11 protein-coding genes and 2 pseudogenes are annotated in these 15,234 nt (G+C 67.8%); 6 read left to right on the forward strand and 7 right to left on the reverse strand.

Annotated features, from left to right (window positions below):
- The first annotated feature begins 377 nt into the window (after positions 1 to 377).
- Both OG322_RS22950 and OG322_RS22955 read left to right on the forward strand, forming a co-directional pair.
- A complete protein-coding gene (locus OG322_RS22950) occupies positions 378 to 1,697 on the forward strand; it encodes an IS630 family transposase (RefSeq protein ID WP_221198154.1) in 1,320 nt (439 codons plus the stop codon).
- Positions 1,698 to 1,795: 98 nt separating this feature from the next.
- Positions 1,796 to 3,115, forward strand: coding sequence for an IS630 family transposase (locus OG322_RS22955; protein WP_221198154.1), 1,320 nt, complete (start codon positions 1,796 to 1,798; stop codon positions 3,113 to 3,115).
- A gap of 167 nt (positions 3,116 to 3,282) precedes the next feature.
- Here the strand turns inward: OG322_RS22955 and OG322_RS22960 are convergent, their stop codons facing one another.
- Positions 3,283 to 3,801: a proline dehydrogenase gene (locus OG322_RS22960; protein ID WP_123459710.1), complete on the reverse strand. Its 519-nt coding sequence runs from the start codon at positions 3,799 to 3,801 to the stop codon at positions 3,283 to 3,285.
- 86 nt (positions 3,802 to 3,887) lie between these two features.
- Here OG322_RS22960 and OG322_RS22965 point away from each other — a divergent pair.
- A pseudogene (locus OG322_RS22965) lies at positions 3,888 to 5,020 on the forward strand (IS630 family transposase).
- Positions 5,021 to 5,056: 36 nt separating this feature from the next.
- On the opposite strand, the gene OG322_RS22970 reads toward OG322_RS22965, so the two are convergent.
- The 4 genes and pseudogenes from OG322_RS22970 to OG322_RS22985 form a co-directional block, all read right to left on the reverse strand.
- On the reverse strand, positions 5,057 to 6,376 hold the full coding sequence (locus tag OG322_RS22970; RefSeq protein ID WP_221198154.1) for an IS630 family transposase: 1,320 nt from the start codon (positions 6,374 to 6,376) through the stop codon (positions 5,057 to 5,059).
- 147 nt (positions 6,377 to 6,523) lie between these two features.
- Positions 6,524 to 7,306, reverse strand: a complete 783-nt coding sequence (locus OG322_RS22975; RefSeq protein WP_123461979.1) for a class I SAM-dependent methyltransferase — start codon at positions 7,304 to 7,306, stop codon at positions 6,524 to 6,526.
- Between the two features lie 42 nt (positions 7,307 to 7,348).
- Positions 7,349 to 7,555 (reverse strand): annotated as a pseudogene (locus OG322_RS22980) (IS630 family transposase); the annotation flags it as partial.
- 365 nt (positions 7,556 to 7,920) lie between these two features.
- Entirely contained in the window at positions 7,921 to 9,078 is a 1,158-nt protein-coding gene (locus tag OG322_RS22985; protein ID WP_329306863.1) for an MFS transporter, read from the reverse strand.
- 309 nt (positions 9,079 to 9,387) lie between these two features.
- Here OG322_RS22985 and OG322_RS22990 point away from each other — a divergent pair, with 309 nt between their 5' ends.
- Entirely contained in the window at positions 9,388 to 9,864 is a 477-nt protein-coding gene (locus tag OG322_RS22990) for a hypothetical protein (protein WP_123459704.1), read from the forward strand.
- 489 nt (positions 9,865 to 10,353) lie between these two features.
- On the opposite strand, the gene OG322_RS22995 is transcribed toward OG322_RS22990, so the two are convergent.
- Positions 10,354 to 11,670 carry an LCP family protein gene (locus tag OG322_RS22995; protein ID WP_123459703.1) on the reverse strand — a complete coding sequence of 439 codons (1,317 nt, stop codon included), beginning with the start codon at positions 11,668 to 11,670 and terminating at the stop codon, positions 10,354 to 10,356.
- Positions 11,671 to 11,789: 119 nt separating this feature from the next.
- Between OG322_RS22995 and OG322_RS23000 the strand changes: the two genes are divergently transcribed.
- Complete coding sequence (locus OG322_RS23000; protein ID WP_124284167.1) at positions 11,790 to 12,338, forward strand: acyl-CoA thioesterase; 549 nt, start codon at positions 11,790 to 11,792, stop codon at positions 12,336 to 12,338.
- Between the two features lie 21 nt (positions 12,339 to 12,359).
- Here the strand turns inward: OG322_RS23000 and OG322_RS23005 are convergent, their stop codons facing one another.
- Complete coding sequence (locus OG322_RS23005) at positions 12,360 to 13,823, reverse strand: LCP family protein (RefSeq protein ID WP_443066555.1); 1,464 nt, start codon at positions 13,821 to 13,823, stop codon at positions 12,360 to 12,362.
- A gap of 181 nt (positions 13,824 to 14,004) precedes the next feature.
- Here OG322_RS23005 and OG322_RS23010 point away from each other — a divergent pair, with 181 nt between their 5' ends.
- Complete coding sequence (locus OG322_RS23010) at positions 14,005 to 15,030, forward strand: glycosyltransferase family 2 protein (RefSeq protein ID WP_124284166.1); 1,026 nt, start codon at positions 14,005 to 14,007, stop codon at positions 15,028 to 15,030.
- Positions 15,031 to 15,234 lie beyond the last annotated feature (204 nt).

The following is a 15,234-nucleotide window of genomic DNA, read 5'->3' on the forward strand; positions in this document are numbered from 1 at the left end:
TTCGACCCGGCTTTCGACCCGGCTTTCGACCCGGCCTTCGTCCCGGATTTCCTCCGACATGAAGGACTTGCAGAAAGAGGTATCCACGGCCACCAGGTTCCTCCACTGTTGGGCGGCCGGGCGGTTGCCCAGGCCCTGTGCGGTGAGCTCGACGATGGGGTCGGCGATGTCTTCCGGTGCCTCGCGCAGCGCGGCGGACCGCGTTTTTGAGTACGGCTCCGACGTCCGGATTGTTGGCGGGTGACGTGATCACGTTGGCGTCGGGCGCGGGTCCGGTGCGTCGGGAGGGACCATGAAGTTCTACCTAGTGTGATGCGCCAGAAATCCTGATGGTTAGTCAGTACCCTGTTGTCATGTCACATCCCGGCCCTTCTGCTGTGAAGATCACGTTGTCAGGGGAAGAGCGTGCCGAGTTGGTGCGCCGGACGGAATGGCCAGACCGGCGCTCGGCCGAGAAGGCTCGGATCCTCCTGGCGTGCGCTGAGGGCATGTCGAACGCGGGTGTCGCACGCGTCGTCGGTGTCCAGGCCAAGACGGTTGGCAAGTGGCGTCGGGCTTTCGCCGCAGAGCGGATGGCCGGGCTTGAGGACGCCGGCTGGATCGGCCGACCCAAGGCCGACCTGGTCCTGAACGAGGCTGAGCGGACGCAGCTGACGCAGTGGGCGCGGCGGGCGAAGACCGCTCAGTTCCTCGCGTTGCGAGCCAAGATCGTGCTGCGCTGCGCGGAGGGCGGGACGAACCAGCAGGCCGCGGCCGACCTCGGCGTCGACAGATCGACCGTGGACCGCTGGCGGGCCCGGTTCATCGCCAAACGCCTCGACGGTCTGCACGACGAGCCCCGCTCGGGTCGGCCACCCTCGATCCTTCTCGACCAGGTCGAAGAGGTCATCGTGGCCACCCTGGAGTCGACCGCGGGCAGAGACACCCACTGGTCACGGGCCTCGATGGCTCAGCGCACCGGCCTGTCGAAGTCGACCATCGGCCGGATCTGGAAGAAGTTCGACCTCAAGCCGCACCTGCAGGACTCCTTCAAACTGTCCACCGACCCGCAGTTCGTCGCCAAGGTCGTCGATGTCGTCGGTTTGTACCATCACCCGCCCGAGAAGGCGGTCGTGCTCTGCGTGGACGAGAAATCCCAGATCCAGGCCCTGGACCGCTCACAGCCGGTCCTGCCGATGATGCCGGGCATGCCCGAACGCCGGACCCACGACTACTACCGGCACGGCATCACCAGCCTGTTCGCCGCCTTCAACATCACTGACGGCACCGTCATATCTCAGCTTCACCGCCGCCACCGCGCGATTGAGTTCAAGAAGTTCCTGATCCGGATCGACAAAGCGGTGCCCGTCGGGCTCGACGTCCATCTCGTCTGTGACAACTACGCCACCCACAACACCGCCGAGATCAAAACCTGGCTGGGCAAACACCCCCGCTTCCACATCCACTTCACTCCGACCGGCTCCTCCTGGATGAACCAGGTCGAGCGGTGGTTCGGCCTACTGACCGACAAGCTCATTCGCCGCGGCGTCCACAGGTCCGTGAAGGCCCTGGAGGACGACATCACCGCATGGATCGACACCTGGAACGAGAACCCAAGGCCCTTCACCTGGACCAAGACCGCCGACGAGATCCTCAACTCCCTCGCCGATTACCTCGCCAAGGTCGGAACCGATAGCCAGCAGACAGGGCAGAACTAACCATCAGGATTTCTGGCGCATCACACTAGTGTGATGCGCCAGAAATCCTGATGGTTAGTCAGTACCCTGTTGTCATGTCACATCCCGGCCCTTCTGCTGTGAAGATCACGTTGTCAGGGGAAGAGCGTGCCGAGTTGGTGCGCCGGACGGAATGGCCAGACCGGCGCTCGGCCGAGAAGGCTCGGATCCTCCTGGCGTGCGCTGAGGGCATGTCGAACGCGGGTGTCGCACGCGTCGTCGGTGTCCAGGCCAAGACGGTTGGCAAGTGGCGTCGGGCTTTCGCCGCAGAGCGGATGGCCGGGCTTGAGGACGCCGGCTGGATCGGCCGACCCAAGGCCGACCTGGTCCTGAACGAGGCTGAGCGGACGCAGCTGACGCAGTGGGCGCGGCGGGCGAAGACCGCTCAGTTCCTCGCGTTGCGAGCCAAGATCGTGCTGCGCTGCGCGGAGGGCGGGACGAACCAGCAGGCCGCGGCCGACCTCGGCGTCGACAGATCGACCGTGGACCGCTGGCGGGCCCGGTTCATCGCCAAACGCCTCGACGGTCTGCACGACGAGCCCCGCTCGGGTCGGCCACCCTCGATCCTTCTCGACCAGGTCGAAGAGGTCATCGTGGCCACCCTGGAGTCGACCGCGGGCAGAGACACCCACTGGTCACGGGCCTCGATGGCTCAGCGCACCGGCCTGTCGAAGTCGACCATCGGCCGGATCTGGAAGAAGTTCGACCTCAAGCCGCACCTGCAGGACTCCTTCAAACTGTCCACCGACCCGCAGTTCGTCGCCAAGGTCGTCGATGTCGTCGGTTTGTACCATCACCCGCCCGAGAAGGCGGTCGTGCTCTGCGTGGACGAGAAATCCCAGATCCAGGCCCTGGACCGCTCACAGCCGGTCCTGCCGATGATGCCGGGCATGCCCGAACGCCGGACCCACGACTACTACCGGCACGGCATCACCAGCCTGTTCGCCGCCTTCAACATCACTGACGGCACCGTCATATCTCAGCTTCACCGCCGCCACCGCGCGATTGAGTTCAAGAAGTTCCTGATCCGGATCGACAAAGCGGTGCCCGTCGGGCTCGACGTCCATCTCGTCTGTGACAACTACGCCACCCACAACACCGCCGAGATCAAAACCTGGCTGGGCAAACACCCCCGCTTCCACATCCACTTCACTCCGACCGGCTCCTCCTGGATGAACCAGGTCGAGCGGTGGTTCGGCCTACTGACCGACAAGCTCATTCGCCGCGGCGTCCACAGGTCCGTGAAGGCCCTGGAGGACGACATCACCGCATGGATCGACACCTGGAACGAGAACCCAAGGCCCTTCACCTGGACCAAGACCGCCGACGAGATCCTCAACTCCCTCGCCGATTACCTCGCCAAGGTCGGAACCGATAGCCAGCAGACAGGGCAGAACTAACCATCAGGATTTCTGGCGCATCACACTAGTGCCGCATCAGGCAACGTTCGCCCTGTCGTGACGTGTTGCCCGGTTGCCGTGTTTGGACGGCATTGACCTGGTGACCGGACCATGCCGAATTGCACCGTTGTGAGGCGTGTCGCCCTGGTGGCGCAAGGACGGAGTGGTCAGTTCGCATTGCCGAGGACATCGCCAGCTGCCGCGCGGAAGCCCTTCACGGCCTGGTAGAGGGCGTGCTCTCGCTCGGCGGCGAGAGCGGTGTCCACCACCTTCTGGGAGGAGTCTCCTGAATGGGCGTTCTTCACCATGCGCCGCATCACGTTGGAGAGGTCGCCGGATGCGTGAGCCACACGGTCGGCCGCTTCCACTATCGAAGGCGGACCTTCAAGACTGACAACTTCAACGGCACGGTGGACGTCCCGCGCCAGCTCGACGAAACGGTGGACCTTCTCGTCCACATCCAGCAGGTCAGGAGTCCCTGGCTGGAGTGCGCCCAACACCGCGTCCATGGCGATGTCTCGATCGTGAAGAGCACCGAGGTAGTTCGCGTAGGCGTCCCTGCGATGCTGCCTACGCGACTGGCGAAACTGCGAGCGTGCGGTAGCACGCCCGTTCACCATCGCCGCGCCGATGGTGGCGAAAGAACCTACGGCGGCGCCGAGTAGCGCGGCGATCCCAGCATCCATGATTCCATTTTGCCTCTTCTTCTGAACCGTCAGCAGCCAGGTCTGCGGCCCGGCATGGTCTGGAAGCGGGCAGTCAGAATAATCACGTGGCTGAACGCGTGCAGGTCCGTGAGATCGATGACGACGAGGGCAGGCGGCTGCTGCGGATCGTCCGCCGGAGCGCCGCGTCGGTAGTGACCTGGCGGCGGGCCCAGATGGTGCTGTTGTCCGCCCAGCGCATGCCTGTCGCGAAGATCGCCGAGGTGACGTTCACCAGCGCGGACCGGGTCCGCGATGTGATCCACAACTTCAACACGGGCGGCTTCGACTCGCTCTACCCAAAATACAAGGGCGGACGGACGAGGACGTTCTCGCTGCCCGAGCGTCGGGAGATCAAGAAGATTGCCAAGTCCAAGCCGGCTGAGCACGGCCTGCCGTTCTCGACCTGGAGCCTGGCCAAGCTGGCCGACTTCCTGGCCGCCGAGGGGGTGGTCGACGAGATCAGCCACGAGGGGCTGCGCATCATGCTCTGCGAGGAAGGCGTCTCCTTTCAACGCGTGAAGACCTGGAAGACCTCACGCGACCCTGACTACGCGGCCAAGAAGGCCTGTGTCGAGCACCTCTACTCGATCGCCGACGGCGAGGTCATACCCGACGACGACGAGCCCGAAGTCGTCTTCTGTCTGGACGAGTTCGGGCCGCTCAATCTCCAGCCTCATCCCGGCCGGCAGTGGGCCGAACGCGGCGGCCAGCACAAGGACCCCAAACGTGAGCCCCGGCCCCGCCGGCGGGCGACCTACACCCGCCCGCACGGGGTGAGGCACCTGTTCGCCGCCTACGACCTCGCCAAGGACCAGCTCTACGGTCACATCAAGAAGACCAAGAACCGCTCCAAGTTCCTGGAGTTCTGCCGCTACCTGCGCTCGCTTCACCCGACGGACGTGCGCATCGCGATCGTCTGCGACAACTACTCACCGCACCTGACGACGAAACGGTGCCAGCGGGTCGGGGCCTGGGCCTCGGCGAACAATGTCGAGATCTCCTACACCCGACCAACAGCTCCTGGCTCAACCGGATCGAGGCCCAGTTCACCGCCCTGCGGTACTTCGCCCTCGACGGCACCGACCATTCCAGCCACAAGGCCCAGGGCAGCATGATCCGCCGTTACATAATCTGGCGGAACAAGCACGCCACCCATGAACGCCTACGCGAAGTCGTCAGCAGGGCGAACGTTGCCTGATGCGGCACTAGTGTGATGCGCCAGAAATCCTGATGGTTAGTTCTGCCCTGTCTGCTGGCTATCGGTTCCGACCTTGGCGAGGTAATCGGCGAGGGAGTTGAGGATCTCGTCGGCGGTCTTGGTCCAGGTGAAGGGCCTTGGGTTCTCGTTCCAGGTGTCGATCCATGCGGTGATGTCGTCCTCCAGGGCCTTCACGGACCTGTGGACGCCGCGGCGAATGAGCTTGTCGGTCAGTAGGCCGAACCACCGCTCGACCTGGTTCATCCAGGAGGAGCCGGTCGGAGTGAAGTGGATGTGGAAGCGGGGGTGTTTGCCCAGCCAGGTTTTGATCTCGGCGGTGTTGTGGGTGGCGTAGTTGTCACAGACGAGATGGACGTCGAGCCCGACGGGCACCGCTTTGTCGATCCGGATCAGGAACTTCTTGAACTCAATCGCGCGGTGGCGGCGGTGAAGCTGAGATATGACGGTGCCGTCAGTGATGTTGAAGGCGGCGAACAGGCTGGTGATGCCGTGCCGGTAGTAGTCGTGGGTCCGGCGTTCGGGCATGCCCGGCATCATCGGCAGGACCGGCTGTGAGCGGTCCAGGGCCTGGATCTGGGATTTCTCGTCCACGCAGAGCACGACCGCCTTCTCGGGCGGGTGATGGTACAAACCGACGACATCGACGACCTTGGCGACGAACTGCGGGTCGGTGGACAGTTTGAAGGAGTCCTGCAGGTGCGGCTTGAGGTCGAACTTCTTCCAGATCCGGCCGATGGTCGACTTCGACAGGCCGGTGCGCTGAGCCATCGAGGCCCGTGACCAGTGGGTGTCTCTGCCCGCGGTCGACTCCAGGGTGGCCACGATGACCTCTTCGACCTGGTCGAGAAGGATCGAGGGTGGCCGACCCGAGCGGGGCTCGTCGTGCAGACCGTCGAGGCGTTTGGCGATGAACCGGGCCCGCCAGCGGTCCACGGTCGATCTGTCGACGCCGAGGTCGGCCGCGGCCTGCTGGTTCGTCCCGCCCTCCGCGCAGCGCAGCACGATCTTGGCTCGCAACGCGAGGAACTGAGCGGTCTTCGCCCGCCGCGCCCACTGCGTCAGCTGCGTCCGCTCAGCCTCGTTCAGGACCAGGTCGGCCTTGGGTCGGCCGATCCAGCCGGCGTCCTCAAGCCCGGCCATCCGCTCTGCGGCGAAAGCCCGACGCCACTTGCCAACCGTCTTGGCCTGGACACCGACGACGCGTGCGACACCCGCGTTCGACATGCCCTCAGCGCACGCCAGGAGGATCCGAGCCTTCTCGGCCGAGCGCCGGTCTGGCCATTCCGTCCGGCGCACCAACTCGGCACGCTCTTCCCCTGACAACGTGATCTTCACAGCAGAAGGGCCGGGATGTGACATGACAACAGGGTACTGACTAACCATCAGGATTTCTGGCGCATCACACTAGTGCTGTGACCGGCAACGTTCACCGGTTTGCCATGGATGAACGGAAAGTTAGGCAGGGCGGAGCCGATGTCTGGGCTACTGCGCTGAGGGAGCGCGCTGTGCGGTGAGCACGGGCTGGTAGTACCCGCTGGAGGCCGGACTGTGCCAGGCGATTTTGGTGAAGCCGGCTTCAGTCACGAACCCTGTCAGCTGCGGCGGCGTCAGCGCCCAGTGGGTGGTCCGGCGGACTCGGACCTGCCAGGTGTTCTTTGCGGGGATGAGCTGGAAGTGCTCCAGGTCGTAGCGTTCGCCGTCTTCGTGCCAGTGCCACAGCTGGAAGGTGATCGCTTGGCCGTCGTGTGTTTGCGAGACCTGGGGAGGTGTCGACGTGGGTCTGGTCTGACGCGTCTCGGCATAGGCCCGGACAGTGATCACCAACAGTCCGTCGTCTCGGAGTACCCGTCTCATGCCGAGGAGTGCCGTCCGGAGATCTTGCCCGGAGAGTAGGTGCGTGAGCGAGTTGTCCGCGCAGAGGACGACGTCGAATGACGTCTCTCTGAACGGCAGTTGGCGCATGTCAGCCGCAGCGGCCGGAAGCCGGCTTCCCCGGGCCGCCGCCTCGGCGGCGGCGCGCGCGGCGGCGACCGGGCTCAGGTCGCTGCCGATGACCTGGTGCCCGGCCAGGGCCAGGCCGATGGCCTGGGTGCCGATCCCGCACGAGCAGTCCAGGACGGTGTGTGGTCCCGCGCCGAGAGATTGGCGGAGGAGCCCGCCCAATACCTCGGCCTGGTAGGCCATGCTCGCGTCCCAGTCCCGGAACATCAGGTGGTAGTCGTGGGCCAAATCGTCGTAGAAATCCCGCACGGAGGGCTCGGACATGTATCCCACCGTAGTACGTGGCCGCCTGGGAGTGCGGGCAGTTCAGGCAGCGGCTGCCTGACGTCGGCCGCCCCAGCGGATGCCCTTCTCGCTGCGGATACGGGCGCGTTCGCGGCGTTGGGCGGCCAGCACGTCGGGGTGGCGGGCGTTCGCGTTGCGCCAGCGGAGGTAGGCGTGAATGGCTCGGGTCTGAGCGGTGTGGTTGGGATGGTTGGAGTTAGCGATGGTGAACTGCCGTGCCATGGCGAACTGGCAGCGGTCTCTGAGCGATGCGTTCTGGACTCTGGATCGGCTCCTGGGTGGGCAGCGGCGTCCGACTCGGATCCAGAAGTGGACAGCCCGACACCCGATCGGCACCGGTCTCTGCATGGCTGTTCCCTACGCGCTCTTCTTCTTCTGGCTGTCGTCACCAGAGCCGGAGAACCTCTGGAAAGCCGCGCTCGGGGGGCTGGTCATGGGATTTGTCTTCGTACCATTTGTTCTTCTGGAGCGGCTCCGGCAGCGTCGGCTCATGCGTCTGGGGATATGGGACGGATCTTGGGAGCGCCGGGTGCTGGAAGAGACCGCTTCTGCCTCGCCGGCACCCGACCCCGGCGGTGCCGAAATTGGTGGCGTCAGCCGGCCTCGGCAGGTTCCTCAGCGCCCGTGCGGGGCTTCTCGGCAGCGCCCCCGGGCAGCAGTCGCTCGCTCAGCAGGACCGCGCAGGCCGCGACCGTCAGCAGACCGCCCATGAGGAACGTGCTCCGCACGTCGGACAGCGCCAGGACCAGTCCGCCGAGTGCGGCGCCCGCCGCGATACCGGCGTTGTAGCCACCGGAGTTGGCCGCGAGAGCCATGTCCGTGCGCCCGGGGGCGCAGTGCAGCATCTCGTTCTGGGTGGCCATGAACACCGGCCCGAGTGCGGCGCCCGTCAGCGCCAGGAACACCACCGCCGCCACCGGATCGCTCCCGGTCGCGTACAGGCCGAGCATGCCCACCGCCTGCGTGGTGACGGCGGTGGCCAGTACGGAGTTCGGGAAGCGGTCCAGCAGCACTCCGGTGATGCTCACCCCGGCCAGACACGCCACACCGAAAGCCATGAACAGGGCGCTGACCTCGCTCCCGGAGAAGCCGCTCACGTCGCCCAGGAACTTCACGATGTATGTGTAGCCCGCGAACGCCCCGGTGGCGGACAGGATTCCGGCCGTCAGTACGGTGGCGAACCGGCGGGTGTCGGGGGCGCTTCCGTACGCGGCGTGCCCCTCCTCCGGGCGGGAGGTGGGCAGCAGGACAGCGATCGTCACCAGGGAGATGAGCCCCAGGGCCGCCACTCCCGCGACCGGCACCTGCCAGCCGCTCTGCCGGCCCAGCCAGGTCCCGGCGGGAACTCCGAGCACCAGGGCGAGCGAACCGGCCACGGACAGCGCCCCGACCACCCGCCCGCGGATCTCCGGCCGGAACAGGCCGACCGCGACCGGCCCCATCACCGCCCAGAACAGCGCCTGGGCGAGCGCCGTCAGCAGCCGCGCAGCGAGCAGCAGCCCGTAGGAGCGGGCCAGAGCCGCGACCAGGCTGGACACGACGAGTGCGGCCAGCAGCGCCGTGAGCACATGGCGCCGGGGCATCGTCCGGGTGAAGTGGGCCAGCGGCAAGGACGCGACGGCGACTGTCACGCCGTAGCCGGTGACCAGGTGGCCGACCGACGGCAGGGACACGTGCAGTCCCTCGGCGATGAGTTCCAGGAGGCCGATCGGCAGGTTCTCCGCCGTGTTGAAGGTGAAGGCGGCCAGCATCAGGGCAACGAGTACCGCCGGCCCTCTCCACCGAGCCGACCGAGCCCATCGAGCCGAACCGGCCGGTAAAGCCGCCTGCCCCGTGACCATTCGCCCCGTCCCCGCCCCGCTACCGACCGCTGCCCGTGCCGTCCGCCGGGCCGGGGAGCTCGAGGAGGCCGGAAAGCCCATCAGGTGCTGCCCGTTGGCGGGCCCGCCGAGCGCTCGAACAGTGTGACAGACGAGACGAACGCCGCCAGGTTCGAACGGAAGAACTGATGGCGGGAGCGGTTCCGCTCCGCCGGGGCCGGTGGCGTACCTTCCCTACCCATGACGGACATCGACGAGCTGACCGGCCTGTTCGAAGCGCTGGGCGCTGACGACGCGCCGGGCTGGGCCGACTCGGAGGCCGAGGAGAACATTCCCCAGCTGGCCCGGTACCGGTTCCTGCGCATGGTCTGGCAGGACATCGACGCCTGGAGCGCGGCGGCGCCCGACTGGGTCGAGGCCTACCGGAAGGAGGGCCTGGCCGGTGGGGCCGTCGAGCGGGCGCTGCGGCTCGGGCTGACCCCCGGCGAGCTGGGGGAGATAGCCCGGGAGGTCGCCAAGGAGACCGCGTTCGGCCTGCTCTACGGGCTGGCCGACCCGGCGGACGGCGATCTCCCGCCCGAGACCGAGGCAAGGCTGCCCGGCTGGTGCCTGGCCGAACTGTCGCCGGAGGGCAGGCCCACGGGGCGGATTCTGGACGCGCTCTACGAGGACCTGGACGAAGTGGAGCCGCAAGGCCCGGCCGGAGGTGCCGCATGACCGCGTTCGACGTGAGTGAACGGCGCATCTGGGACGGGCGGGCCGAGAGCCACGCCCGGACCTTCGCCCGTCTCCGCGCCCGTACGGTGCCCGCACTGCTGGAGGCCGCCGCTGCGGGGCGCGGGACCCGGCTGCTCGGTGTGGGGTGCGGCAGCGGCAGTGTGACCGTCGCCGCTGTCGGCCGGGGCGCGGTCGTACGGGCCGTGGACGCCGAACCCGGCATGGTCGCGGCCACCCGGCGGGCGGCCCCCGGCGTCGAGGTCCGTACCGGCTCGCGAGAAGCGGGAGTACGACGTGCTGTGCAAGGAATTCGATTCGCTGGACGGGCAGTTGGTGCTGCCGCACCGTGCCCTGCTGGCCCACGGGAGGGTCTGGCGGCGGCTGTGACTGCCAGGGGGCGGGCAGGCGACGGGTCCTCCGGGCGGACGGGTGACGGCAGCATACGAGGGGGCCGGACGGTGAACCGTCCGGCCCCCTCGCACGCTGCCGTCACTTGCTGGTGACCGTGACCTTCTCATTGTTGTTGAGCTGCTCGACCAGCTGCTTGACCTTGGCCTTGTCCCAGACCAGGTTGCCGCCCGTGGAGCCGGAGATCGGCATGTTCATGGATGTGCCGTCACCGCCCGTGACGCCCTTCATGGCGAAGAACATCTGGCTCAGGGACCAGAGCGACATGTCCTTGTCGACGACGAGGGTGTCCAGACCCGCGCCCATCGTCGGGTACAGCTTGAACGGGTTGAGGATCGTCGACGCGGTCGCCGTCTGGCTCGCCAGCGCCGCGAGGAACTTCTGCTGGTTCTTCGTACGGTCCAGGTCGCTGCCCGCGAAGGCGTACCGGGTCCGGACGAAGGCGAGGGACTGCTCGCCGTTCAGCGTCTGCTTGCCCGCCTTGAAGTCGGCGCCCGAGTTCTTGTCCTTGAACGCCTTCGGGATGTCGAGCTCCACCCCGCCGATCGCGTCCACGATCTTGGCGAAGCCGCCGAAGCCGATCTCGACGTAGTGGTCGATGTGCAGCCCGGTGTTGAACTCGACGGTACGGACGAGCAGTTCGGGCCCGTCCTCGGCGTACGCGGCGTTCAGCTTGGTGAAGCGGCCGCGGGCCGGGTAGAGCTTCCCCGAGTCCGAGCCCTTGTACGAGGGGATCTCGACGTTCGAGTCACGCGGCAGCGAGACCAGCGTCGGGCCGTCGCCGCCGTCGTGCAGGATCATCATCGAGTCGGTCCGCTTGCCCTCGGCGGAGCCGGTGTGGAGCTTCTTCTTGTCCTCGGCCGTCATGCCCTCGCGGCTGTCCGACCCGACGATCAGGTAGTTCGTGCCGTCGCCCGACTTCGGCCGCTCGATCACCTTGGAGAGGTCGACGTCGCGCTTCAGCTTGGAGTCGGCCCAGAAGTACGTACCGATGGATACGCCGAGCACCACGACCACGAGGACCAGTGCGCCGATCTTGATCCGGCGGCGCCAGTCCGGTGCGGCCGCCGGCCGTCCCTGGACGTATCCGCCGTCACCCGGTCCGCCGCCGTGACCTCCACCACCGCGGCGGCCGCCGTTGCCGCCGCCGTAGACCTGGCCCGTGTTGAAGCCGCTGTCGTACTGCGAGCCGTCGTCGTAGCCGCCGGACTGCTGCGGCACCTGCGGCTGCCTCGGCGGTGCCGGGCGCCGCTGCGGCGGGGCGGGCTGCTGGGGCGGGACGGGGCGCTGGACGTGCGGCATCGCGCGGGCGCTCTCGGGCCGGTCGCTCGCGCTTCCCTGTCCGTAGCGGTTGCCGCCGCGGTTGTCGTTGTTCCGGCCCTCGGGCCAATCGCTCATGCGGTCCAGTGTGCAGGGCGGGCCCACTGCTATTACAGGGTGTAAGTGAAATCGGACCTGGGCTGTTGCGAAGCTGATGCATTTCGACGGGCTCGAAGCCCCCGCATAAGGTAGAGGGCATGACAGATCAGGCCCCGCGCCCGGAGGGCGACATTCCGGGCAAGCCGACCGCGGCCTCCCGGACCACCCTCAGCCACATCATGACCGGCAGCGACACCAATCTGCTGGGCACGGTGCACGGCGGCGTGATCATGAAGCTGGTCGACGACGCGGCGGGCGCGGTGGCCGGCCGGCACTCAGGCGGTCCCGCGGTGACGGCCTCGATGGACGAGATGGTCTTCCTGGAGCCGGTCCGCGTGGGTGATCTCGTTCACGTCCGTGCCCAGGTGAACTGGACCGGCCGCTCCTCGATGGAGGTCGGTGTCCGGGTCATGGCCGAACGGTGGAACGAATCGACCCCGGCCCAGCAGGTGGGCAGCGCGTACCTGGTGTTCGCGGCGGTCGACGCGGACGGCCGCCCGCGCGCCGTACCGCCGGTGATCCCGGAGACCGAGCGCGACAACCGGCGCTACCAGGAGGCGCAGATCCGCCGCACGCACCGGCTGGCCCGGCGCCGCGCGATCAGGGAACTGCGCGAGAAGCGCGCCGCCGACGGCATCGAGGACTGAGGCCGCACGCCCTCCCGGCGGTTACGGGCAGACCACCTCGTCGCCCGTGACCGCGCCGAACCTGCCCGGGTCGGGCTCCTCGGCCCGGACCCGCTCCACCGTGGCGTAGTCCGCGCCCGCGATCACCTTCATCATGGGGCCCTGGCCCTTCACCGCCTTCAGCTCCGCTCCCGGAAGCGCCGCCGCCAGTGACTTCGCGGACCGGTCCCAGCGGGGGTCGTACGTGACCAGGGTGTGCTTGAGATCGCGCTGCTCCCCGGTGAGCGGGGCCCTGGTGGTGTCGAAGCCGGTGCCGTGCAGCGCGGTGTCGACCGTGCCGCCGAGGCCGTCCTTCGGGGTCCCGTTGTAGACCTGGACCCGGACCTGCTGCGGCGGCACGTCCACCGTCTTCGCGGTCGGCTGCTTGGGCCGCTTCACCGTGAGCGGCATGTCCTCGCGCAGCGCCTGGAACAGCTGCTTCGACTTCTTCGGGTCCCATTTCACCGTCGAGCCGATGCCCTTGACCTGGTAGGCGACATCGCCCATCGGCACCGAGGCGAATTCGGACGAGGCGGCGGAGAAGCCCCGCATCGCCTGGCCGAGGTCCAGCATCTGCTCCGTACCGAAGCCCTCGTCGGCCCGTACCGACTTCAGCATCGTCGAGGCGACCTCGCGGAACCTCACCGGGTTCAGCAGCACCCCGCTGCTGGTCGCCTGTTTGATCAGCGAGGCGAGGAACTTCTGCTGGCGCTGCATCCGGCCCAGGTCGGCGGCGCCGTCGATGTGCCGGGAGCGTACGTACTGGAGCGCCTGGCCACCGTCCAGATCGTGGGTGCCCGGCGGGAGGTCGAGACCGGTGTAGGAGTCCTTCATCGGCCGGGTGGTGCAGATCTTCACCCCGCCCAGGGTGTCGACCGTCGTCATGAAGCTGGTGAAGTCGACCTCCAGATAGTGGTCGACCTTGACGCCCGTCATGTGCTCGACGGTCCGCACGGTCAGACCGGGCCCGCCCTCGGCATAGGCGGCGTTCAGCTTCAGCGGGTGAGCCGCGTGCTCCTTGCCGGTGGTCTGGTCACGGTGTTCGGGGATCTCGGCGTAACTGTCGCGCGGCAGGCTGACGATGCTGGCGCGCCGCTTGTCCGCCGACAGGTGCACCAGCATGATCGTGTCGGTGCAGTGGCAGGGCGCACCGCCCAGCCGGTACTTCTCCTTCTCCTCCTCGGTGATCTTGTCGCGGCCGTCGGTGCCGACCAGCAGCAGATTCATGCCGTGACCGCCCGCGGGCCGGTTCTTCATGTCCTTGAACGGGTCGATCCGGTCGATCCCGGTCTCCAGGTTGGTCACGACGGCATGACCGATGCCACCGGCCCCGAGGACCAGTACGGACAGTCCGGTCACCATCCGCATGCCCCAGCGCGGTCTCTCGTCCTGCTTTCTGGGCCGCCTGCGCTGCGGGGGAGCGGCGTGGGGCCGCGGCGGGCGGGTGGAGCGGTGCGGCGTGGGCACGGGGGGACACCTCCGCGGTGCAAGGGGGATCTGTCGCACGGTAGGCCCATACGATCTCCATCCCGGCCCGCGACCCGGCGGCGCGCACCGGGTTCCCCCATTCGCGGTAACGTGGCGGCCGAATGACGCCGCCTGGTGGGGTTCGGACCCCCGGCGCCCCCGAGGACCCCCCGAGGACCATATGTCTGCCGCGCAGCACCCCGCCGTCTCCGTGATCATGCCGGTGCTCGATGAGGAGCGCCATCTCAGGAACTCCGTCCGGCACATCCTGGAGCAGGAGTACACCGGTGAGATGGAGGTGGTGATCGCACTCGGCCCGTCCACGGACCGTACCGACGAGATCGCCGCCGAACTGGTCGCGGAGGATCCCCGGGTCCACACCGTGCCGAATCCGACCGGCCGCACCCCCGCCGCGCTCAACGCCGCGATCAAGGCCTCCAGCCATCCGGTCGTGGTGCGCGTCGACGGCCACGGAATGCTCTCGCCGAACTACATCGCGACCGCCGTCCGGCTCCTGGAGGAGACGGGCGCGCAGAACGTCGGCGGCATCATGCAGGCCGAGGGCGAGAACGCCTGGGAGGACGCCGTCGCCGCGGCCATGACGTCGAAGATCGGTGTCGGCAACGCGGCCTTCCACACCGGCGGCCAGGCGGGACCGGCCGAGACCGTGTTCCTGGGCGTCTTCCGCCGGGAGGCCCTGGAGAAGGCCGACGGGTACAACATCGAGTTCATCCGTGCCCAGGACTGGGAGCTGAACTTCCGCATCCGCGAGGCCGGCGGCCTGATCTGGTTCTCGCCCGAGCTGCGGGTGCAGTACCGCCCCCGGCCCTCGGTCCGGGCGCTCGCCAAGCAGTACAAGGACTACGGCCGCTGGCGCCACGTCGTGGCCCGCTACCACTCCGGCTCGATCAACCTGCGCTACCTGGCCCCGCCGACCGCCGTCGTCGCGATCGCGGCGGGCATCGTCGGCGCCGCCGTCACCCCGTGGGCACTGGTCGTTCCGGCCGGATACGTCGCGGCCATCGTCGCCGGATCGCTCCCGGCCGGCAAGGGACTGCCGCTGAAGGCGCGGGCGCTGATCCCGGTGGCGCTGGCGACCATGCACATGTCGTGGGGGTACGGCTTCCTGACCAGTCCGCGCTCGCTGGCGAGGAAGGTCATCGCCAGCCGCCGCCCGGCGGTGCAGAGCGGATCGCAGCACGTCTGACCACGTCCGCGGAGAACGGCTGAGGCCGCCCGGCGCACCGTGCGCAGGGCGGCCTCAGCCGTGCGGGATCAGCCGCAGTCGTGCTTGCCGTAGGTGTAGGCCCGGGCGGTGTTCGCGGCCGGAGGTGTTCCACCGGTGCGTGCGGTCGCGAGCGGATGCCGGGTGGGGGGAAACGGCGATGGCCGGGCCCCCGGGGCCCGGCCA

The organism is Streptomyces sp. NBC_01260 (genome assembly GCF_036226405.1).
In the GTDB taxonomy this organism is placed as follows: domain Bacteria; phylum Actinomycetota; class Actinomycetes; order Streptomycetales; family Streptomycetaceae; genus Streptomyces; species Streptomyces laculatispora.

Excerpts from the sequence above, each read along its gene's own strand:
- OG322_RS22960 (WP_123459710.1), bottom strand. The coding sequence starts at position 3,801 with ATGGATGCTGGGATCGCCGCGCTACTCGGCGCCGCCGTAGGTTCTTTC.
- OG322_RS22975 (WP_123461979.1), bottom strand. The coding sequence starts at position 7,306 with ATGTCCGAGCCCTCCGTGCGGGATTTCTACGACGATTTGGCCCACGAC.
- OG322_RS22985 (WP_329306863.1), bottom strand. The coding sequence starts at position 9,078 with ATGCTGGCCGCCTTCACCTTCAACACGGCGGAGAACCTGCCGATCGGC.
- OG322_RS22990 (WP_123459704.1), top strand. The coding sequence starts at position 9,388 with ATGACGGACATCGACGAGCTGACCGGCCTGTTCGAAGCGCTGGGCGCT.
- OG322_RS22995 (WP_123459703.1), bottom strand. The coding sequence starts at position 11,670 with ATGAGCGATTGGCCCGAGGGCCGGAACAACGACAACCGCGGCGGCAAC.
- OG322_RS23000 (WP_124284167.1), top strand. The coding sequence starts at position 11,790 with ATGACAGATCAGGCCCCGCGCCCGGAGGGCGACATTCCGGGCAAGCCG.
- OG322_RS23010 (WP_124284166.1), top strand. The coding sequence starts at position 14,005 with ATGTCTGCCGCGCAGCACCCCGCCGTCTCCGTGATCATGCCGGTGCTC.